The 20,419-nt window shown below is 67.5% G+C and carries 17 protein-coding genes; 4 read left to right on the forward strand and 13 right to left on the reverse strand.

The window, feature by feature from the left end; translation table 11 throughout:
• Positions 1 to 47 precede the first annotated feature (47 nt).
• From ACQHII_RS09115 to ACQHII_RS09125, 3 genes are all read right to left on the reverse strand, one after another.
• Entirely contained in the window at positions 48 to 905 is an 858-nt protein-coding gene (locus ACQHII_RS09115; RefSeq protein WP_427918793.1) for a nuclear transport factor 2 family protein, read from the reverse strand.
• Positions 906 to 976: 71 nt separating this feature from the next.
• Positions 977 to 1,549, reverse strand: coding sequence for a flavin reductase family protein (locus tag ACQHII_RS09120; RefSeq protein WP_427918794.1), 573 nt, complete (start codon positions 1,547 to 1,549; stop codon positions 977 to 979).
• A 37-nt stretch (positions 1,550 to 1,586) separates the two neighbouring features.
• Positions 1,587 to 2,861 (reverse strand): acyl-CoA dehydrogenase family protein, encoded by a 1,275-nt coding sequence (locus ACQHII_RS09125; RefSeq protein WP_427918795.1) that lies wholly within the window; start codon positions 2,859 to 2,861, stop codon positions 1,587 to 1,589.
• Between the two features lie 158 nt (positions 2,862 to 3,019).
• Between ACQHII_RS09125 and ACQHII_RS09130 the strand changes: the two genes are divergently transcribed.
• The 4 genes from ACQHII_RS09130 to ACQHII_RS09145 all read left to right on the forward strand — a co-directional run bounded on the left by ACQHII_RS09130 (position 3,020) and on the right by ACQHII_RS09145 (position 7,553).
• On the forward strand, positions 3,020 to 3,730 hold the full coding sequence (locus ACQHII_RS09130) for a TetR/AcrR family transcriptional regulator (protein WP_427918796.1): 711 nt from the start codon (positions 3,020 to 3,022) through the stop codon (positions 3,728 to 3,730).
• Between the two features lie 456 nt (positions 3,731 to 4,186).
• Complete coding sequence (locus ACQHII_RS09135; RefSeq protein WP_427918797.1) at positions 4,187 to 5,446, forward strand: MFS transporter; 1,260 nt, start codon at positions 4,187 to 4,189, stop codon at positions 5,444 to 5,446.
• A gap of 80 nt (positions 5,447 to 5,526) precedes the next feature.
• Positions 5,527 to 5,889, forward strand: a complete 363-nt coding sequence (locus ACQHII_RS09140; protein WP_427918798.1) for a hypothetical protein — start codon at positions 5,527 to 5,529, stop codon at positions 5,887 to 5,889.
• 56 nt (positions 5,890 to 5,945) lie between these two features.
• Positions 5,946 to 7,553 (forward strand): sodium:solute symporter family transporter, encoded by a 1,608-nt coding sequence (locus ACQHII_RS09145; RefSeq protein ID WP_427918799.1) that lies wholly within the window; start codon positions 5,946 to 5,948, stop codon positions 7,551 to 7,553.
• Positions 7,554 to 7,621: 68 nt separating this feature from the next.
• On the opposite strand, the gene ACQHII_RS09150 is transcribed toward ACQHII_RS09145, so the two are convergent.
• The 10 genes from ACQHII_RS09150 to ACQHII_RS09195 all read right to left on the reverse strand — a co-directional run bounded on the left by ACQHII_RS09150 (position 7,622) and on the right by ACQHII_RS09195 (position 20,184).
• Complete coding sequence (locus tag ACQHII_RS09150; protein WP_427918800.1) at positions 7,622 to 9,148, reverse strand: sensor histidine kinase; 1,527 nt, start codon at positions 9,146 to 9,148, stop codon at positions 7,622 to 7,624.
• Between the two features lie 8 nt (positions 9,149 to 9,156).
• Positions 9,157 to 9,900, reverse strand: a complete 744-nt coding sequence (locus ACQHII_RS09155) for a response regulator transcription factor (RefSeq protein WP_427918801.1) — start codon at positions 9,898 to 9,900, stop codon at positions 9,157 to 9,159.
• 53 nt (positions 9,901 to 9,953) lie between these two features.
• Positions 9,954 to 12,203 carry a glycosyltransferase family 39 protein gene (locus ACQHII_RS09160; RefSeq protein WP_427918802.1) on the reverse strand — a complete coding sequence of 750 codons (2,250 nt, stop codon included), beginning with the start codon at positions 12,201 to 12,203 and terminating at the stop codon, positions 9,954 to 9,956.
• 17 nt (positions 12,204 to 12,220) lie between these two features.
• Complete coding sequence (locus ACQHII_RS09165) at positions 12,221 to 13,510, reverse strand: glycosyltransferase (protein WP_427918803.1); 1,290 nt, start codon at positions 13,508 to 13,510, stop codon at positions 12,221 to 12,223.
• 152 nt (positions 13,511 to 13,662) lie between these two features.
• A complete protein-coding gene (locus tag ACQHII_RS09170; RefSeq protein WP_427918804.1) occupies positions 13,663 to 14,499 on the reverse strand; it encodes a fumarylacetoacetate hydrolase family protein in 837 nt (278 codons plus the stop codon).
• 54 nt (positions 14,500 to 14,553) lie between these two features.
• Positions 14,554 to 16,149 carry a sensor histidine kinase gene (locus ACQHII_RS09175; RefSeq protein ID WP_427918805.1) on the reverse strand — a complete coding sequence of 532 codons (1,596 nt, stop codon included), beginning with the start codon at positions 16,147 to 16,149 and terminating at the stop codon, positions 14,554 to 14,556.
• On the reverse strand, positions 16,146 to 16,892 hold the full coding sequence (locus ACQHII_RS09180) for a response regulator transcription factor (RefSeq protein WP_427918806.1): 747 nt from the start codon (positions 16,890 to 16,892) through the stop codon (positions 16,146 to 16,148). The genes ACQHII_RS09175 and ACQHII_RS09180 overlap by 4 nt, the downstream gene beginning before the upstream one ends.
• Before the next feature lie 87 nt (positions 16,893 to 16,979).
• On the reverse strand, positions 16,980 to 18,671 hold the full coding sequence (locus tag ACQHII_RS09185; RefSeq protein ID WP_427918807.1) for a CotH kinase family protein: 1,692 nt from the start codon (positions 18,669 to 18,671) through the stop codon (positions 16,980 to 16,982).
• Positions 18,671 to 19,348: a DUF4956 domain-containing protein gene (locus ACQHII_RS09190; protein ID WP_427918808.1), complete on the reverse strand. Its 678-nt coding sequence runs from the start codon at positions 19,346 to 19,348 to the stop codon at positions 18,671 to 18,673. Before ACQHII_RS09190 ends, ACQHII_RS09185 begins: the two co-directional genes overlap by 1 nt.
• Positions 19,345 to 20,184: a polyphosphate polymerase domain-containing protein gene (locus ACQHII_RS09195; protein WP_427925264.1), complete on the reverse strand. Its 840-nt coding sequence runs from the start codon at positions 20,182 to 20,184 to the stop codon at positions 19,345 to 19,347. Before ACQHII_RS09195 ends, ACQHII_RS09190 begins: the two co-directional genes overlap by 4 nt.
• Positions 20,185 to 20,419: the final 235 nt, after the last annotated feature.

Genomic DNA, 20,419 nt, shown 5'->3' on the forward strand with positions numbered 1-20,419 from the left:
GGGCCTTTCTTGTCAGTGAGGAGCGGGCAACGCTGGAAAGGTGAAGGTCAGCCGCGCGAGCGCGGAGGCGGCACGGGATGCTGGGGCGGAGCCGCCTTGTTGACGCCGCTCCAGTGTTCGGCAAGCAGCCCGTCGCGCACCCTGAAGGCGTCGTAGACAAAGTACGGATACATCCCACCGCTGACGTCGGGGTCCGGTTGGGGCATGAGCCCGGCGCACACCACGATGTCTCCTTCCGCAAGGAGCAACACCGGAGGGTTGAGCGGCTCGGCCGGCGTCGGTAGAGGACCGTTGGGGAATTGGTTGCGCACGAACTTCTCCAGCCCTGCGCGGCCGGCCGGGTACAGGGAGCTGTGCTGCCGGTAGTCCTCCGTGACGAAGTCCTTGACGGCGCCGGGGTTCTGGGCATCGAAAATGCAGCGGTAGAAATCGCGCACCAGGCGTTTGTGTGCGTCGGTGTCGCTCTGAGAGGACGTCCCCACGACGACCGCGCGTGAGGGCGTGTCCGATGCCGGCGGCTGCGGAAGGGCAATCTTGTTGACGGAGGGCCACCGCTCGGTGATCCGCCCGTCGCGGACTCGGAAGGTAGTGAACGTGTAGTAGTCGAACGTGGCTCCGGCAAGGTCGGGGTCGGGCTGCGGCAGGTAGCGGCAAACGCAGACCAGGTCGTCGTCAGCAATCGTGAAGACAGGTGTCGGCGGCAAGGTGACACCCACCCCCGAGGACCCGGTCTCACCGCGAAGGCGATCGCTCAGATATGCGGTATAGGCCTGCACACCGTCCGAGACGTCCGCGCCGTGTTGCACCAAGTCTTCGGCGACGTATTCACGGACCGCGTCGACATTTCGAGTGGCGACAACGGTATTGAAGAAGTCGGCCACCAGGCGCTTGTTGGCGGCGGTCACGGAATCGGGTGACGGAGGCATGGGGGTACTCCATTTCGTCAAGGTCATCTTCAAGGCGTCCGGGGGGCACGTCAGGCAGGCACCGCTGACCGCTCACCGCTGTCCAGACGCCGGAACCTACTGGCGTGGAAGACCAACGGGTTGGCTGCCGGCACCGTCCACAGGTGCCCCACCTCCAACAGGGCGATCGCGTGGTCACCGGCAGGCACTTCCGCGCGCAGTGTGCAGTCGAACCAGGTGACGGCCCCATGGACGAACACCGCGCCCTGCTCCTCCTCCCAGCCAACCTCCGAGAAGCGGTCCTCGTCCCTGCCCGCCAGCGCGCGGCACACATCGTCCTGTCCCTCGCCCAGTACGCTCAGCCCCAGCCGGGACAATGTCCTGAGCCTGGGCCAGGTACGCGACGAGGTCTGGAGGCAGACCGAGACCAGCGGGGGCGCGAGAGATACCGAGGTGAAAGAGCTCACGGCCATGCCCACCGGGTCGCCGCCCTCCATCCCGCATATCGCGATCACCCCGCTGGGGAAGCAGCCGAACGCCTCTCGCAGTGTCTTCTCATCCAGGGACGTCGCCGACTTCAGGCGCCGCTCGCCACCGTTGGCCTCGCCCCGCAGCAGGCGGTCGCCTCGCTGACTGTGCACCATTGAGATCACTTCCTTTCTGTCGGTCACCGTGCCGGACTCAGCCGACCTGCGGCACGCCACCCGCGAACATGGACAACGGCTCCAGCCCCAGGACCTGACGGCCGCTGATCTCCGCCATCGGATCGAACCGGATGGCTCCGTGGGTCGCCAGCACACGCACGTCCCGTGCGAAGCGCTGGATGGGGTTCTTCAGGCTCACCGTGGAGGAGCCGAGGGTGAGTTGGAGTCGGTCGATCGCCTCCGCGCACAGCCGGACGGCGTACACGAGATCCATGGTGATCTCGGACTCCTCCGCAGCAGTGAAATCCTCCCCCGCCAGCGCCCGGCGATCCACCTCATCGGCATGGCGGAGGATCACCGCTTCGGCGGCGTTGATCATCGCGCGGGCCGTTCCCGCGGAGACCTGGGTCGACGGCATGTCCGCCACCGTCGGGTAGGGCAGGTTGAACGGCTTGCGCACCCTGGCCTGCTCGGCGAAACACTCCAGCGTGCCACGCGCCATGCCGAGGGCGATCGCGACGTTGCTGAGACAGGTGACGAGCATCAGCGCCCGCGCGCCGTTGAGGAATCCCAGACCCGAGTAGCGCTCACGGACGCCGTTCATGGTGGCGGGGAGATCCGCCATGTCGAGGCAGCGGTGCTCCGGGACGAACACCTCACCCTCGACGGCGATGCCGTTGCTCGACGAGCCCTTCAGGCCCATGACATGCCAGTCGTCCAGGATCGTGAACTGCTCGCGCCGCAAGAGCGCCATCGCACGGCGCGGATGCCCCTTGGCGTCCTCGTATCCCACACCGACGACCGCCCAGGCGGCATGCTTGCAGCCGCTGCCGAACGCCCACTTTCCGGAGACCATGAAGCCCCCTTCCACCGCCCGGGCCGAGCCCACGACGGGCGAGAACACCGAGGCACCCACCGCCAGGGGCCCGACCCAGGTGTCGACCTCCTTGAACACTTCCTCGACGGTCTGCTCAGGGAAACCGAGCAGGTTGCGGATGCCGCCGGCCACGAACACGGTCCATGCCGCCGCACCGTCCCCCTCTGCCAGGGCAGCGACGACCTCGACGGTGTCCCGTGCCCCGAGGGCGTCGCCACCGAGTTCCGGAGGGAGCATGATCTTGAAAACGTCGGCCTCGTGCATCGCTTGTAGCGTTTCGGGAGCCAGAGCGCCGATCCCCTCTCCCTCCAAGGCGTTCCTCCGCAGGAGTGGGCCAAGGCCGCGCGCCGCGTCTCGGATCACCCGCCCGCGGCCACCCGGCGATGCCTCGACCTGCCGCGATACCACGGAAGACAACGGATGCTGGTCACTCATAGGACTGCTCCTTCGGGGTTCAGTGGCTGGTGTGCTCATACGCAATTAACTGCACTGCACCGTCCAGTACACCATTGACCGTACGGTAGGGTCACACGCAGGTCAACAGGCGAGGCAATACGGGCACATGCCGGGTCAGCAGCCCCAGGAGGAGCGAAATGACGGTCAAGGGACGCCCCGGAAAGACGACGGGATCCCGGGGCAAGAGGGAGGCCGTACTCGACGCGGCCGTGGAGGTGTTCCTCGCCCGCGGCTTCGACCAGACGTCGATGGACGTCGTGGCAGCCCAGGCAGGCGTCTCGAAGACCACCGTCTACGCCCACTTCGGCGACAAAGTGGAGCTCTTCCGTGCCGTTATCGAGCGCGGCAGCTCATCTCTGGACTTCGACCTGGACCAAGCAATGCTTTCGTCCGTCGACGACCCGCAGGAGAGACTGACGCACATCATCACCAAACTCCTCGAGGCTACGACCGCCCCGCAGTACCTCGCCCTGATCCGCGTTCAGGCCACCGAGACGACCCGGCGCCCCGAACTGGCCGAGGCGATGCGCGCGCTCGGGGTGCCACACATCGTCGATGTCGTGGCCGCAACGCTCCTGGAGGACGCCCAGCAGCACGGGTACACCGTGCCGGACGTCCACGCGTACGCCGCGTTGTTCGTGCGCATGGCGGCAGCCGGTCTGCAGATGGACGCCCTCCTGAGCCCGGAGCCCTGCCGCGACACGGCCCGACTCACCGCGCACGCCCGCTGGACGACGACCCTCTTCCTGCGCGCCCTGCGATCCCAGGACTCCGCCGCCCTGCCCGAAGCACCGCTCCGCGCAGCCGGCGACGTCTTTCCATGGACCGCACAGCCAGAGACACGCTGACACATTCGGCCGCTCACTCCGCTGCCGGATCGCAGACTCCCGGCAGCGGATTCTTGGTCATGCCCTCGAATGCGCACTCCTCCTCGGTCTCCGGGTGACTCAGGCGCTTCTCCCCGTCCCGCCGCGCGCCGACCGCGGCGGGAGCTGACGGATTCGCGAAAGAACCATGGCGCAGAGGTATTGACGCACCGACTGCACTGAACCGTACAGTGCAGCATCTGGCGCATCCCGTGCCTCCGCGCAGCCGTCCAGGACCTTGGCCGAGTTCCAGGCCGACGGCGGGCGCCCCCGCCCATCCGAGGAAGGACGCCGATGTCCGTCACCCGGTCCGGCCCGAACCCCTTGCGGCCCATCGATGAACCCGTTTCCGCGAAGACAGCCTTGCGCGACTACCTCACGACCCTGCGCCGCTACCCACCATCGGCCTGGAAGGCGGCTGCGGCGTGCACTTTGGCCATGGCCCTCAGCCCCGCCGCCCTTGTCACGACCACCACGTTCCTCGTCGAACCGGTTGCCCGGGACTTCGGCTGGTCACAGTCGCAGACCCTGACGGTCTTCAACGTCCCGACGATGCTCGCGCCCCTCGTCCTCCCTCTCGCCGGACGCTGGGTCGACCGATGGGGCGCCCGCCGCATCGCCATACCGGGCACCGCGCTGTACGCCCTTGCCACCGCGGTCGTCGCCGTCGTCGGAGCGAGTACCGCTCAACTGCTCCTGGCCCTGCTGGCGTTCACGCTCCTCGGGTACGTCGCCATTCTCGGCGTTGTCTACAAGGTCGTCTCCGAGTGGTTCCCGGCACACCGCGGCTCGGGTTACTCCCTGTTCATCGGCGCCGCGTCCAGCCTGGGTGGCGCCATCCTCGCGCCGCTGTGCCAGCTCTCCGTCGACGGTCTCGGCTGGCGGACGACCTATCTGCTCCTGGCGGCGAGCATCCTGCTGATCGTCTTTCCGGCCCAGCTCTTCCTGCTCTCCGAACCCGTACCGGCTCCGCGCGAGGCCGGCGGAGAAACCGATGCGGAACAGCCGCCTCTGCGCGAGCAGTTGCCCGGCATACCTTTCACCACCGCCCTGCGCACGCGGGCATGGCTCGTCCTGGCGGCCGTGCTCGTCCTTGTCGCCGGCGTGGGGATGAGCGTGCGACTGAACGCCGTATCCCTCTTCCACGACCGCGGTTACTCGGCCGCGGACGTCTCTCTGTCGGTGTCGGTCCTGCTGGTGGCGTCGATCGCCGGACAGATCCTCGCCGGTGTGGTCCTTGACCGTTCGAAGGCCCCGCGCGCCTTCGCTCCCTTCGTCCTGTGCCTCGTGGTGGGCACCGCCGTGGTCTTCGCCGCGAGGGGAGGGCAGTGGGCGCTGTTCCTCTCCATGGGACTTCTCGGCGCGGTGATCGGCGCCGAATCCACCATCGGCCCCTATTTGGTGGGGCGTTACTTCGGACTGCGGGACTTCGGACAAATCCAGGGCATGACGCTCGGGCTGGTCACTCTGGTGGGTGTCGGACTGATCCCGGTCCTGGCACAACGCACGGCAGAACAGACCGGCGGGTACGACACGACTCTGTTCGCCCTGCTCGGCGCGGGTCTGCTCGGCCTTCTGCTGACCTTCGCTCTGCCTCGCTACCCGCGTCCTGAGCAGACCGCGGACACGGCCAAGGACGAGACCCAGACCTCGGTTCCGGCGGCGGACCAACCGCATCAGCCCGTCATGGACGCGTGACAGCCAACTACGCGCATCACCCCTGGGGCGTTCGCCCCCGGTATTCCTCCAACGCTCGCCCACCGATCAGGAGAAGACCGATGCCTCACAGACCCCGCCCACCCGCGCCCGGGGCCCATCGCGACAGCTCGCCGGCACTGCGGCAGGCGCGGCAGCAGGCGTTCCGACTGGACCGGGTCTTCCTGACGTCCAACGTGATCGTGCTTGCCGTCACGATCGTCCTGGGCGCGACGGCCGGTGATCTGCTGGCCCGTCGGCTGCCCGGAACCCAAGTGACAGTGGGGCTGTTGCTCTACCTCGTCCAGGCGGCCGTCCTGCTGGGCTCGGCCCGCCGCTTCGACCGTCGCTGCGCACGCATCCTGGATCCCTGGCAGTGGGCCTACGCACGGTACGAGGCAGAGGCGATGGACGCCGACGGGTCGGTCAGGGGAGTCGCGAGATGACTCACGGAACCCTGCACGCGGCCGCCACCGGGGACACGAATGTCCTGCTCGGATTCATGCTGTTCATGATGCTGACGCTCTTCCTGACGGTCTTCTCCAGTCTGGACGAACACTCCGCGCGAGAGTTCTACACCGGCGATCGGACGTTGCCGGCGTGGAAGAGCGGACTGGCACTGGCCGGCAGTTTCACGTCGACCTCGCTGCTGCTCACCGTCACCGGCGTGGTGGCGACCGCGGGATTCGACGGCATCACCCTGGCGACCAGTATGTTCCTTTCCCTCGGAATGCTCCTTCTCCTGGCCCGGCCCATCCGGCTGAGCGGCGCCTGTACTTTGGGGGACCTCTTCGCACTGCGGGCCTCTGGAACAGCCCCCCGGATCGCCGCCGCGGTGGCCACTCTCGCCGTCACAGCTCCGTTCCTGATCGTCCAGCTGATGGCTGCGGGCAGTGTCACCGCTTCTCTGCTCGGTTTCACTGGTATCGGCATCCAGAAGCTGTGCACCGTGCTGGTCGGCTGTTTGGTCGTCACCTGCGGTGTGCTCAGCGGTGCCAAGGGGCTCACCTCGGTACAGGTACTGGCGGCCACGGTGATCGGGGCGGCAATGCTCGTGCTCTGCGCTTCCGTCGTCTGGACCTTCCACGGAGACGTCGATGCCCTGATCGAGGCCGCTGCCAAAGGCAGCACCCATCCGAACAACTACCTGCGTACTGGCGGCATGATCGGCGTCGGGAGCTCTTCACGTCTCGACTTCGCGGGAGGTCAGCTCGCGCTGATTCTGGGCAGCGCCTGCATGCCCCATGTCCTCAACCGGGTCTATGCGATGAAGGACACCGCCACAGCACGACGTTCCATTCGGTACGCAGCCGGTGTCGTCGCCTTCCTGTGCGCCGCCGTGGTGCTGCTGGGGTTCGCGGCCGCGGCACGGATCGGCGCCGGCCAGATCTTCGGCGACCAGGCAAATGGCGACGGCGCGCTGATGCTCCTGACACGCAGCCTGACAGGCAGTGCGAACGACGGCCTCGGCGGCCTCCTCTTCACTGCAGTCGCCTGTGCGCTGTTCCTGTGCATTCTGTCGGTGGTGGGCGGCACCACGTTGGCCGCAGCCGGCGCCCTCGCGCGCGACGCCCACCAGCACATCACGCGGAACAGGCAGTCGGGCCCGCCGAACGAACTGATCACCGCTCGCCTCGCCGTGGCCCTCTTCGGCGCCTTGGGCATCACACTCGCGGTGATCGCCCAGGGGCACTCCGCCAGCTTCCTTGCCCAGCTCGCTACGACCGTGGCCGCGTCGACCGTGGCACCCGCCCTCCTGTACACCTTCTACTGGAGCCGGTTCAACAAGACAGGACTCCTGTGGACGATCTACGGCGGAACATCGCTGACCATCGGGTTGTACCTGTTCTCTCCCGCCGTGTCGGGTGGTCCAACAGCGCTCGTCCCGACGGTCGACTTCGCATGGTTCAGCCAGAGCAACCCCGCCATGGTCTCCGTACCCGCAGCCTTCCTGCTGGGGTGGGCAGGGAGCATGGCGGGACGGCACCGTGCCAGACGGGCCCTCGCTGCCGGTGCGGATCCGTTCGCCGTCGACGTACTGCTCTTGACCGGACGGCTCCCCCCGTCAAGGCCTGCCGCCGTCCGTCCCCCTTCCGCTCCCCTCCGTTGAGGGACGCCGGTCACACACTCGCCACGAGCCGTCCTTCCCTGCATAGCCCGACACACGAGACATGTACGTCAGCGACGCTCCCGACAGGAGTCGGCTGAGGGGAGGACCAGTCGAAAGGTGCAGCCTCGGCCCGGGGCGGTGTCGAGTTCGAGGCGGCCGCCGTGACCCTCGGCAATGGTCGCGGCGATGGCCAGGCCGAGGCCGCTGCCGCCGTGGATGCGTGAGCGGGCGGGGTCGGCACGGTAGAAGCGCTCGAAAACGAGCGCGGCTTCGACGGGGTCGAGGCCCGGCCCTTCGTCGACCACCTCGATCACGCTGATCGGGAGGCTCTCCGGCAGGGGCGCTGAGGCCGTGAAACGTCCGGGACGGTCGGTTCCGCCGGTGCGTGGGCCTGCCCGGGTCGTGCCTACTCGTACGTGGACGCGAGTACCGGGTGGGGTGTGGGTGCGGGCGTTCGACAGAAGGTTCTCGAGGATCTGACGCAATCGGTGCGGGTCTCCGACGGTCTCCGCAAGGTCGAGTTCGTCGGAGCCGGTGGGATCGGCCGGGGTCAGCAGCGGGCCGAGGTCGACGCGGTGGGACTCGCTGTGGACTGCGACCGCGCTGACAGCGTCCGCCGCAAGGGACAACAGGTCGACCGGCTCTCGCCGGTACGAAGGTTCCTTGTCCAGTGTGGCGAGCAGTTGGAGGTCGTCGACGAGCAGACTCATGCGTTCCGCATTCTGTGCGATGAACCGGTTGGCCTCCTGCCGTTCCTCGTCCGGGCGCTGCTCCGGGCGAAGGGCGAGCTGGGCGTAGCCCTGGATCGCCGTGAGCGGAGTGCGCAGTTCGTGCCCGGCGTCCGCGACGAAGCGGCGCAGTCGGGCCTCCGAGGCCTCTCGCGCCAACAACGCCTTCTGCAGGCGGTCCAGCATGGAATTCAGCACCCGGCCAAGCCGTCCGATCTCGCTCCGTACATCGGTGTCGGCCAACCTCAGATCAAGCTGGCCTGCGGTGATGTCCTGTGCCGTCCGTTCCATTCTGGTCAATGGCAGCAGACCCAGACGAACCACCCACCGGCCCAGGGCAATCAGGGCGACGACCGTGACCGCGAGCAACACGGCGTTCAGCCACAGGAGCTTCGACATGGCGCCGTCGACGGTGTCGAGAGGAAGGGTGACCACCGCGCTCGTGCCGTCCGGACCGGGGTTCAGCAGCACCCGCCAACGGCCGTCACCACTGATGGCGCCCACGGTCTCGGGGTGGCCGTCCCGCAGTCCCAAATCCTGCGCCTTGTCGGCCAACCGAGGTCCTGGCTTGGCCTCAGTGCCCAGGGAGTCGTTCAGTCGGCGCCCGGTGGAGTCGTAGAAGTAGACATGGAAGTCCGAGGGCAGCACCTCCGAGCTTTCCCCCGGGTCCGGGAGCGTGCCGGCGAGCGCGTCGTAGAAAGCGGGTGCCGGAGGATGGAACTCGACGAGTTGCTCGTCCACCCGGTCCACCAGCCAGGATCGAAGGACCACATAACCGATGGCCTGGGAGGTCAGGACTGCCGCAGTGGCGAGCACGGTGACGCCCAGGACGAGACGCCGTCGCAGCGACTTGGGCAGTCTGGGCAAAAATCCTGTCACTGGTCCGACGGCCCGGGCTGGTCGCGGGGAAGCCTCAGGCAGTATCCGACACCACGCACGGTATGGATCAGTGGAGGATCGAAGCAGTCGATCTTCCTGCGCAGGTACCTGACGTACGTTTCGATGATCCGGGAGTCGCCTGCGAAGTCGTAGCTCCAGACGTGGTCGAGGATCTGAACCTTGCTCACCACCTGGCCCGCGTTCGACAGGAGGTAGGCGAGGAGCTTGAACTCGGTCGGTGACAGGGCGATGTACTGACCCGCGCGGTGCACCTCGTGGGCGCCCTCGTCGAGTTCGAGGTCGGCATACCGCAGAACACTCTGCACCACCTGCCATTCGGTGGCCGACGCCGTGCGACGCAGAATGGCCTCGATGCGCAACAGCACCTCCTCGATGCTGAATGGTTTGGCGACGTAGTCGTCCCCGCCGGCGCTCAGACCGGTGATGCGATCGTCTGTGCCGGTGCGGGCGGTCAGGAACAGGATCGGACAGTCGTTGCCTGCCGCCCGCAGTCTGCGGGTCACCTCGAAGCCGTCCAGATCGGGCAGCATCACATCCAGCAACACCAGGTGCGGCTCCAGGCGTTCGACCTCAAGGAGGGCCGCCTGTCCGGTGTCGGCGCTGCTCACCTCGTATCCGGTCAGACGAAGTGTCGCCTCCAGCAAGGTACGGATGCTGGGCTCGTCCTCAACCACGAGGAGCCGACGTTGCGGCCTCGCTGCTGCGGGCTGCTCGGTCATGACGTGTGCTGGTCCCATTCTGCTGTGTGATGGCCGCGACTTGGCTGCGTCCGTTATTTGGCGGCGCAGTCATAGAGCACGTTGGCTCCCCCGAATCCCATCGCACCTCCGCCGTTGTTCTGCGACGACGTGCCGGAGGTGCCGCCGTATGCCGACGCCGGCACCTTTGTGCAGTGGTCGGCGATCCAGTCGGAGCGCTGCTTGGTATACCCGCCGGACAGGGCCGGCAGACCACCGCCGTTTGTGTCGGAGCCCAGGATGTAGCGTAGTTCGCCGTCCTTGGTCCACTTCTCCAATTGGGCCACTGACGGCGCGTTGTCGCTGTTCGTGAAGCCACCCATGCCGATCACGGTCTCGTCGGTCCCCAGGATGAAAGCGCTGGCGACGGTGGCTCCGCCCTCGATCGCCAGCTTGATACGTGCATCGGGTGCGTGCTCGGCGGCGTACTGAACGATCTTGCGTTGGTCAGCGGTGAGTTCCGTATCGCCACCGAAACCGCCACGTCCGCTCGGCGCTCCCCCTGAGCCTTCGCTCGGCAAAGAAGGTATGTCGCTGGTGTCCGAGCCCGATCCTCCGGGCACGCCGTTCGCTCCCTGCGTGGGCATGCCCGAAGGCATCCCGGATGGCATTCCTCCCGACGAAGGCTCGCCGGACTGTCCCGAAGAGGCGTCACCGCCGACGAGCCCAGGCATGTTCGACGGCATCCCTGACGGCATGCCCGACGGAAGGTTCCCGCCGTTCGAGCCCTGCTGGGGCATACGGCCGCCTCCGCCGAAGCCGAACGTCAATGGGCCGGCCGTCGGATTGGAGCCCCCCATGTTGGTCGAGCCGGGCACGGTCACCGCCCACGCTCCCGGGGCCAGCAAGACCGATACGATCGCTGCGCCCACGGCAGCAATGAGCAGTCGGGCACGGCGTCGCGAGAGCAACAGCAGCGCAACCGCAGCGCAGCCGGCGAGAAGTACAGGCCACATCAGCCAGCCGTTCCAGTCGGGCTCGCGGCGGATGAGCGCCACGGCCCAGGCCGCGCTCGCCACTACCGCCGCCACGCCGACCAACGGCACCCAGCGCGGAAATTCGCGGCGGACGCGGATCAGGGCGGCCATGAGCCCGCCGCACAAGGCAGCGATCGCCGGGGCAAGTTGGGTGGTGTAGTAGGGGTGGAAGATGCCCTTCTGCGTCGAGAACACGGCCGCGCAGACGACCAGCCAGGTCCCCCACAGCAGCCAGCCGGAGGACGGCAGCACGGCGGAGTCGGTCAGCCTGCCCCGGCGGCGCAGGACCGCGCAGGCGACAGCAACAGCCAGAGCCAGCACGCAGACCGGCAGCAGCCAACTGATCTGACCGCCCACCTGCGCGTTGAACAACCGGCCCAGGCCCGACTGACCGCCGAATCCACCGGCGAATCCGCCCATCGTCTGGGACGTTCCGTCGCTTGAGCCGAAGACTCGGCCCAGCCCGTTGTAGCCGATCACGAGATCCCAGGCAGAGCCGTCCTTGCTGCCGCCGATGTACGGGCGGTCGCCAGGCCACAGCGCGACCATGACGACCCACCACAAGGAGGACGCCGCCAGGATGGCCCCCGCGCCGAGCAGACGCCGCACTCGCGGTATCCAGGCGCCGCTTCCTCCCACGAGCCAGGCGACGGCGAACGCGGGAATGACCATCCAGGCGGCGAGCATTTTGGTGAGGAAGCCGCACCCGATCAGGAACCCGCTCGCGCACAGCCACCAGGTCGCGGCCCGCCCTTCGGCCTGCAGTGCCCGGGTGAGCGCGTACGCCGCCGACACCAGCAGCAGGACCAGCAGTGTGTCGGGGTTGTTGTCCCGGTTGATGGCCACGGTGATGGGTGTCAGGGTGAACACCAGAGCGGCGAGCAGTGCCGCGCCCTCTCCTGCCCAACGACGCACGGTGCGGTGCAGTACCAGCACCCCGGCCACGCCTTCGAGGACCTGGGGCAGGATCAGCGCCCAGCCGTGCAGCCCGAAGATCTTGCTGCTGATCACCTGCGGCCACAGCGCGGCCGGCGGCTTGTCGACCGTGACCACGCCCGCCGGGTCGAAGGAGCCGAAGAGGAAGTTGGTCCAGCTCTGCCCCATCGACTTCACGGCCGCCGAGTAGTAGCTGTTGCCCCACCCCAGGGAACCCAGTGCCCATGCGTACAGGACGGTCGCGAGCACGAGGACGGCTGCGAGAGCCGCGGGTGCCGCCCAGCCGGGCAGCAAGCGGACAGACTTACCCGTGGTGTTCCCGTCGTCCGCTGACGCCGTAGGGACGGGCATGATGTGCGCGGAATTGCTCATGTCGGGATTCGCTCTCATCAGCGGGTACGGCGGCCGGGGCCGCGGAAGACGGCCAGCCGCAGCACGGCGAAGCGGACACAGGTGACGACGACGGACGCCGCGGCGAGGACCGCGGTCTCCGCGGCCGGTGAGGCACCGGGGGCGAGCTGTTTGAACCACAGCACCGCCCCTGAGGTGACCAGGTAGCCGAGGACGAACAGGCCCCCGGCACCGAGGTGCACACGGGCGGGCGGAGCCGCGGAGTGGCGGAAGGTGAGCCGTCGGTTCGCCTCGGTGTTGAGGACGGTGAGGAAGAGCAGGGAGACCAGGTTGGCGACAGCAGGTGACCACCAGCCGCGCAACAGCCAGTACAGAAGGGCCTGCCCGATCGTGGAAGCAATGCCGATCGCGACGAAACATCCCACCTCCCACGAGAGCACACCGCGTCGCGTCGAAGGGGCGAGGACGGCGTCGGGGTGCTCGGCGGCCGGGTCGGGGCGAGGGCGTATGTCGGCCCGGGCGTCGCCGGAGGCCTTGAGCCGCGCCATGCGCCACAGGCCACGCAGGTCGTCCGTGGCGGTGCTCACCACGTCCACCCGCGTGTCGACGTCCTCGACCCAGTCGACCGGCACCTCGTGGATCCGCAGTCCGTTGTGCTCGGCAAGCAGGAGCAGCTCCGTGTCGAAGAACCATGCCTCGTCACGGGTCACCTGCAGCAGCGGACGGAGCACCTCCGTACGGGCGGCCTTGAATCCGCACTGTGCGTCGGTGAAACGGACTCCGTGCGTGAGCCGGATGATGCCGTTGTAGCAGCGGGAGACGAACTCACGGCGCGGGCCGCGCACCGTGCGTGCTCCGGGAGCCAGCCGGGAGCCGATCGCGAGGTCCGAGTGGCCGCTGGCCAACGGCGCGATCAGCGGAAGCAACCCGTCCAAGCCGGTGGACAGGTCCACGTCCATGTACGCGACGATGTCGGCGTCGCTGGCGCCCCAGACGGTGCGCAGGGCGAGCCCGCGGCCCTTGCGATCCAGGTGGACGACGCTGACACCGGGCAGCTCGTCCGCGAGGCGGCGTGCGGTGGCGAGGGTGGCGTCGGTGCTGGCGTTGTCCGCGACCGTGATCCGCCAGGGAAAGGGGAAGCCCCGGGAAAGGCGCGCGTGGAGCGTGCGCAGGCATCCGGGCAGGGCGCGTTCCTCGTTGTAGACAGGCACGACGATGTCCACTGTCGCGGTCCCGGTGTACGGGAGCTGGGATTGCTCGACGTGCTGGAACTGGGCCGGACGCTCGGTGCGGACATCGGACGTGGTGAGGTGGGGGGTGGGAGTCATGGCTTCCTCAGGCATGAGGGGACGGCAGACTGCGGCTCGGGGCCCTGGTCCAGGGCCGCGGCTCCACTGTTGCCGTCTCGCCTGTGGGGGTGGGGAGAGAAGACAGGGAACTGACGGGGAGTCAGATCAATGGCCGAAACTGCTCCCACGGTTCACTGCGAGAACGACCGCACCACTGTGTTCCGGAGTTCGCCCACGCCTTTTATCGCGGTGACCACTTCCATTCCCGGGCGAAGGCTCGCCCCGGATGCGCGGCCCGTCAACGATCCGGCCGGCGTTCCGGTCGTGATCAGGTCGCCCGGCAGCAGGGTGACGACAGTGCTGGCATGAGCGATGACCGTGGCAACGTCGAAGATCAGTTCCGAGGTGTTCGCCTTCTGCCTGACTCTTCCGTCGACCAGGCCGTTCATCGTCAGCCCCCGACCGCCCGTCGGCACGTCCTCGACCGTGATCAGGGCAGGCCCCACCGCGGTGGCCACGGCTGCGGAAGGCCCGGATCCAAGATCGGCGTCCGGGCCACTACGTACGGTGACATCGTTGAGCACGGTGTAGCCCGCGACGTGGCTCAGGGCGGTCTCGGCCGTCACCCCACAGGCCCGGCGCCCGATCACCAGGGCCAGCTCCACGCCCCAGTCGAGTTCCTTCTCAACGGTCGGCAGGCGGATGTCGTCGTGGGCGCCGACAGTACTCGCGCCCTCCCGCACGGAGAGCACGGGGACGGTTGGGAGAGGCTGCCCCGTCTCCCGTACACGGGCAGCGAAGTTGGAGCCGACGCTGACGATCTTGCCCGGCTGGACGATGAGCGGCCCGTAGGAGATGTCGTCCAGCCTGTGCCGCTCTCCGGACTCGGCGGCAGCTCGGTCCTGCCAGCCGTCACCGGACGCGATCAGCGCCCCGACGTCCCGGTAGGGCAGCACCACACAGTGCTTCTTCTGCAGACGCGCGGCGGCCGTACGGTCTCGTCCCAGTCGTACGGTGCTGAGTTTCACCGGTGGAACTCCTTCGCTCGATGAGGACGATGCCGGAAACGCGGTCGGTCATCGTCAGGTGCTGGGAGTTGGCACGGGCAGCGGTGGACGTGCCCGTCCCTGGGGGTGCTGTGCGGACCTGGCGGCGGGCTGGTGCGGCAGCAGCAGCCGGAACGTGCAGCCCCCACCCGGCCGGGTGTCGAGCTCCAGACGCCCGCCGTTGGCCTCCGCGGCGCTGGAGGCGATCGCCAGCCCCAGGCCGGAACCCGCCGTGGCCCGCTCGGCGGAGGCCGCGCGATAGAAGCGCTCGAAGACCCGCCGCGCGTCCGCCCCGGCAAGTCCGGTCCCGTCATCGGCGACCTCGACGACACACACACGGGTACCGGGGCTCAGTGGCGGGTTGGCGCTGATACGGCCCGGCAGATCCGTGCCCTCAGCGTTCGGCCGGACATGGAGAGTGCCGACGCGGACCTGGATCCGCGTCCCCGGCGGGGTATGGGCGCATGCGTTGGTGAGGAGATTCGACAGGATCTGCGCAAGCTGATGGGGGTCGCCGACGGCGTCGACGATGTCCAGCTCGGCGTCGCGGGAATCGTCCCCCGGGGCCCCAAGGGCGCCGAGGGCGATGCTGCGGTCGGGATGGCGCACGGCGACGGCAGCGATGCTGTCGGCAGCCAGAGAGAGCAGGTCGACGGACTGCCACTGCGCCGCGGGCACGTCACCCAACCTCGCCAACTGGATCAGGCTGTCGACAAGATGGCTCATGCGTTCGGCATTCCGCACGATCAGTTGCTGTGCCTCCTGGCGCCTTGTCGCACTCATCCCCGGCTCCTGTTCGAGGAGTTCGGCGAAGCCCTGCAGTGAGGTGAGCGGTGTGCGCAGCTCATGGCCGGCGTCCGCCAGAAATCGGCGGAGCCGTTGCTCGGACGTCTCGGCGCGGTGCAGTGCGGTGCGCAGCCGGTCGAGCATGGTGTTCAACGCGCGGCTGAGGTGGCCGACCTCGGTAACCGCGTGACGGTCCGGAACGCTCAATTGCAACTCGCCGTCGGCGATACGCCGGGCGGTCTGCTCGACCCGAGCCAGTGGCAGCAGCCCCAAGCGCACCACGAGGCTGCCGAAAAGGATGACGCCTGCCGCGACGGCCACCCCTACGACGATGCTGAACCACAGCATCCTGGAGGTCGCTTCGTCCACCTCGTTCAGAGGCAGTGCCACGACCACCCTGGTGCCGTCGACGCCTGACCGGGCGATCACCCGCCACGTGCTGCCGCCGTCGGTCGCGGCAACCGTGGCGGGCCGGCCGTTCTTCAGGCCGAGTGCCGATTCCGCCCAGGGCAGCCGGGGCCCGGCGCTGCCTCCGTCGCCATTCAGCGACAGGGCCAGCCTGTGCCCGCCGCTGTCATAGAAGTACACCCGGTAGTCCGACGGCAGATCGTCGCTCCCGGCAGCCTCCCCTGTCGCCGTACGGCCGTCGACCACGTCCCGGTAGAGCCTCGTCAACGGTTGGAAGCGGGTGAGCCGCCCGTCGACCTGGTCCGTCAGCCAGGTATGGAGCAGGGCGAGCCCCGCAGCCTGGCAGAGCAGGACCGCCGAAGTGGCCAGCAGCGTGGTGCCGAGAACCAGCCGGGCACGCAGCGAGCGCGGCTTCAACCGTCGCGGCCATCGGCTCATAGCGCCGCCGCTCCCCGTGTGTCGTGAGCGGCCCGCAGGCAGTACCCGACACCCCGTATCGTCTGGATGAGGTGGGGTTCGAACCGGTCTATCTTGCGTCGCAGATTGCGTACGTACGTGTCGACGATGCGGGCGTCGCCCGCGAAGTCGTAGTGCCAGACCTGGGAAAGGATCTCCTTCTTGCCCACGACTCGCTCCGGCTGTGCCAGCAGACAGACCAGCAGACGGAACTCGGTAGGCGACAGCTGGATGAGCAGGCCGGCCCGCCGCACCTCGTGCGTCTCCTCGTCCAGCACCAGATCCTCGTATCGCAACGGGGGCCGTCTGGGCGCGCCGCCCGGCGGCATGTCGCTGCGCCGCAGGATGGCGCGGATGCGCAGCAGCACTTCCTGCACATGGAACGGTTTGGTGACGTAGTCGTCGCCGCCGGAACTGAGGCCGATGATGCGGTCCTCGATGTCGGTACGGGCCGTCAGGAACAGCACGGGCGTGTAGACGCCCTCCGCGCGCAGGTGACGGGTCACCGCAAAGCCGTCGAGGTCCGGGAGACCCACGTCCAGCACGATCAGGTCAGGCTGGCCGCGGCCCGCTTCGAACATGGCGGCCTGACCGGTTTCAGCGGTGCTCACCGCATATCCGGCGGCATGCAGGGCGGAAGTGAGCAGGGTACGAATACTGGCGTCGTCCTCGACGACGAGCACGGTGTGTCTGGACAGCGCGGGCCCTGGCGGCACGACGGGCATGGCAATTCCTTCTCTGGTACCGGATCCGGGGGTACACCGAACGCCCGGACGGCGTCCCACGGGGAACGGCCGTCCGGGCGCCGGAGATCAGCCGGTCACCTCCTTGTTCTCCGCCAGCGCCGCGGTGCGCTCGGTGACCGTCTTGCGCAGCTTCTCCACGGCGGAGTCCAACTCCTCGCCGTCGGCACCGGCCTGCCGGACCTGTTCGGCGATGCCGTCCAGCGCCTTCAGAGCGGTTCCGGAGCCGTAGAACTTCTCGTACAGCGTCGTGTACGCCTTCTTGTAGACGGAATCGAAGGCGTCCGAGTCCAGGAAGCGCTCCTTCAACGGGTGGCCCATCATGTTGCCGAACCCACCGGCTTCTGCCTGACCGCCTTGGTCGCCCTGGACCTTCTGATCACTGCCTGCCCCGTCCGGCATGCCCGAAGGCATTCCCTCCGGCTTCCCTGACGGCATTCCCTCCGGCAGGTTGTCGGGCATCCCCGACGGCGCCACGGAGGGCAGGCTCTGTTCGCCCTGGCCGCCTGTGCCCTGACGGTTCTGCTCGCTCTGCCTGCCTTCGCCACCGCCGAAGGCACCCGAAATGCTTACCTCGTCGTCCGGGCCCGACGTCGCGTCACCGGTGAAGGTGAGGTTGTAGTCCCAGCCCAGGACCGAGAACTTCTTGGTGTCGAGGTCGTACCACAGCAGGTAGTTCTTGCCGGGTCCGGCCATGTCGTCGAAGTTCAACAGCAGGTTCTGCGCGGCGAGATAGGTGGCCAGTGACTCGACATCCACGTGCTGGTCGAGTTCCTCTTCGAACTCCTTGTCCGATGCCTGGTCGGCCCACTTGATCAGCTTCATGACCGGCTCCAGGTCCTGGCTACCGACCTTGTTGAGCTGTTCAAAGGAGGATTCGTAGTCGGTGGGGTCGTCTCCGCGGTAGGTGAAGTCACCGCCGGCCCGGGCCTTGTAGAGCACCCCGTTGCCGTCCCCGATGGACTCCGCGTACTCGGTGTCAGGGCTTTCCACCATCAGCCGGGTGGTGACCGGGCGGTTGTTGACCTTGAGGGAGGCCAAGGCATATCGCTCGTTCTTCTGCCCCGTGGTGTCCGTCAGGCTCAGCGAAAGCGCCTCGTTCACCGGCACCTGGCCACCGCTGCCGGGCCGCAGCGAGATCTCTCGTTCGCCCTGGTAGGCGCGGCCCTCGACATATTCGTCGATCTTGATGAGCCAGGGCAGTTCCTCCGGCTTCTTCTCGGAGAGGTTGTACTGCGTGATCCCGCCCATGCCCGCGGTCATGCCCCCGGTCCCGGCGCCCTGCAACTGGCCCGGGGCGCTCTGCGCGCCTCCATCGGGCACGTCCCGGCCACCGCCGGGCATGCCCTGACCGCCGCCGCGAAGGGACATCAGCGTGGAGTTCCCTTTCAGGCGGATTCCGACGTCCTCCAGATATACGCCGTCGATGGTGAGGTCGGCCTCGATGTACTCCTTGGTACCGTCCTCCCGGAACTCCTTCATCATCTTGTCGAACTCTGTCTGGTTGTAGTCGAGAAGGACGGAGTGGGACACGGATGTGTCATACATATCGACCGCGCCCTGGACGTCGTCCGTGATCGTGTCGGCCTCCACTACGGAGGACGAGGTGACGTACGGCGATATCCGGGCGTCGCCGAAGAAATAGACCATCACCACCAGACCCGCGCACAGGGCTGCGGCAGGCTTCCAGTGGTGCCGCAACCGAACGGGGACGCGGTCCCGCAGCCGCTGCGACTTGCGTGCCGTCGCGCCGTCGCTCATCACAGGTCGGTCGTGTCGTAACCGGTCAGGACGGTCACCCGCTGACCAGAGGTGCGTTCCTGCAGCGCGATCACCAAGTCGCCGGGCTCGGTGCCCTTCTTCATGCGCACCGTGTAGAACACCTCGGTCAGCGCCCCGCCGCGGATCGTCTCCGTGCTCACCAGCTCGAACTCGCTGGTGTAGCGGATGAGGACATCGCGGATGTCCAGCGAGTAGTCCTCGCCGGCCGGAACCTGGACCTTGACGACCTGGCGCTGGACGTTGAGCGCGAACCAGTCGAACTTGTACATCATGATGACGACGACGCAGATCACTACTGCGGCAACCGCGGCGAGGGTGTAAAAGCGGGCGCCGACGGCCATGCCCACGGCCATGGCCATGAAGATGAAGCCGACGTCCCTGGTCTCCTTGACCGCGTTCCGGAAGCGGACGACGGACAGTGCACCGACGAGCGAGAACGCCCGGGCCAGGTTGGATCCGACGACCAGCATGATCAGCGCCACGATCATGCCGACTATGACGAGGGTCTGGACGTAGGACTGGCTGTAGGAGACGTTGCGGTGCGTGTACCGGTACACGTAACCGATCATCGTGCTCAGGAGGAACGACAGCACCATGGCCGCGACCACGTCGGTGACGCTGAACGTACCGCTGAGTTCCTGCAGATCGAAGTTCACTGTGCTCCTGCTTTCCAGGGCGCCTCGGGCGCCGATCGCTGCTGGGGCAGCGACTGCTCGGTGGGGGTGGGCGGCGGGTAGTCCGCCTCGTTGACGTGGAAGACGGATCGGGGTGCCAGGCCGAACGCCTCGACGGACTGCACGTACTTGGAGACACGGATGAGGCTGAGGTTCCGCCGTGCGGCGAGGTCCGTGATCCAGTGCGGGGTGCGCTCGTTGACCTTGATCTCCATCACCGACATGTGGGGTGGGATGGTGAACCGGTTCTCGGGTGTGGTGATGCCGAAGTGGAAGTCCCGGTCCCGGCCGCGGATGCGCCGGTCGAAGGTCACCCGCAGTCCGGTGTCCGCGTCACGGCCGACCAGGGCTTCGCGCTGATAGCCCGTGATCGCGGTGGGCTGCAGGTCCAGCCGCACGACCAGTTCGAGCACCTCGTGGATGAAAGCCCGTTCATTGGGCGAGTGCTCCACCAGCTGCCGACCGTCGCACAGTTGCCGGGCGACGCCGTACGGAAGGGTGATACGACGCTTCTGCGTCACCCGGTTGACGCGTTGTTTGATCTCCACGCACACCGGGGACTCGTCGGTGACGCCGTCCAGGTTCCCGTAGTGGCGGAGCCGCAACTTGCGCCGGAACTTCAGGCCTTCGATCTTCTCCCAGTAGAAGCGCAACTGCGGGGTGTCGTAGTAGAGACTCCATACGCCGTAGCCACCGACGGGGCTGTTCAGATCGCGGTCCATCCGCTCGGCCAACTCGTCCCGGATCTCGGCCGCCTGCTCGACCGGCACGAGGTACTTCAACTCGAACCGGTTGAACGCATGCAGCCTGCTGGCCACATGCAACGGCTGATCCCCCGCCTGCTCCTGGTCCTCCTCCTGACTCTGGGACTTCCGCCGCGTGGTCACCGGTAGTGCCTCCATGCGCCTCCTTCGTCGTATGGCCCGGTCGGGCGACGCAGCACACGAAACCGGCGGGACGTGAGAAGCCGCTGAGAATTGCGGGGTAATTCCAGGAGTATTCAAGATGTCCAAGAGATGAACTACGCACGTTGACACTATGGCGTCAACGTGC

It is taken from the genome of Streptomyces sp. cg40 (genome assembly GCF_050320165.1).
Taxonomy (GTDB): domain Bacteria; phylum Actinomycetota; class Actinomycetes; order Streptomycetales; family Streptomycetaceae; genus Streptomyces; species Streptomyces hokutonensis.

Excerpts from the sequence above, each read along its gene's own strand:
- ACQHII_RS09120 (WP_427918794.1), bottom strand. The coding sequence starts at position 1,549 with ATGGTGCACAGTCAGCGAGGCGACCGCCTGCTGCGGGGCGAGGCCAAC.
- ACQHII_RS09125 (WP_427918795.1), bottom strand. The coding sequence starts at position 2,861 with ATGAGTGACCAGCATCCGTTGTCTTCCGTGGTATCGCGGCAGGTCGAG.
- ACQHII_RS09130 (WP_427918796.1), top strand. The coding sequence starts at position 3,020 with ATGACGGTCAAGGGACGCCCCGGAAAGACGACGGGATCCCGGGGCAAG.
- ACQHII_RS09135 (WP_427918797.1), top strand. The coding sequence starts at position 4,187 with ATGGCCCTCAGCCCCGCCGCCCTTGTCACGACCACCACGTTCCTCGTC.
- ACQHII_RS09140 (WP_427918798.1), top strand. The coding sequence starts at position 5,527 with ATGCCTCACAGACCCCGCCCACCCGCGCCCGGGGCCCATCGCGACAGC.
- ACQHII_RS09145 (WP_427918799.1), top strand. The coding sequence starts at position 5,946 with ATGCTGTTCATGATGCTGACGCTCTTCCTGACGGTCTTCTCCAGTCTG.
- ACQHII_RS09155 (WP_427918801.1), bottom strand. The coding sequence starts at position 9,900 with ATGACCGAGCAGCCCGCAGCAGCGAGGCCGCAACGTCGGCTCCTCGTG.
- ACQHII_RS09160 (WP_427918802.1), bottom strand. The coding sequence starts at position 12,203 with ATGAGCAATTCCGCGCACATCATGCCCGTCCCTACGGCGTCAGCGGAC.
- ACQHII_RS09165 (WP_427918803.1), bottom strand. The coding sequence starts at position 13,510 with ATGACTCCCACCCCCCACCTCACCACGTCCGATGTCCGCACCGAGCGT.
- ACQHII_RS09175 (WP_427918805.1), bottom strand. The coding sequence starts at position 16,149 with ATGAGCCGATGGCCGCGACGGTTGAAGCCGCGCTCGCTGCGTGCCCGG.
- ACQHII_RS09180 (WP_427918806.1), bottom strand. The coding sequence starts at position 16,892 with ATGCCCGTCGTGCCGCCAGGGCCCGCGCTGTCCAGACACACCGTGCTC.
- ACQHII_RS09185 (WP_427918807.1), bottom strand. The coding sequence starts at position 18,671 with ATGAGCGACGGCGCGACGGCACGCAAGTCGCAGCGGCTGCGGGACCGC.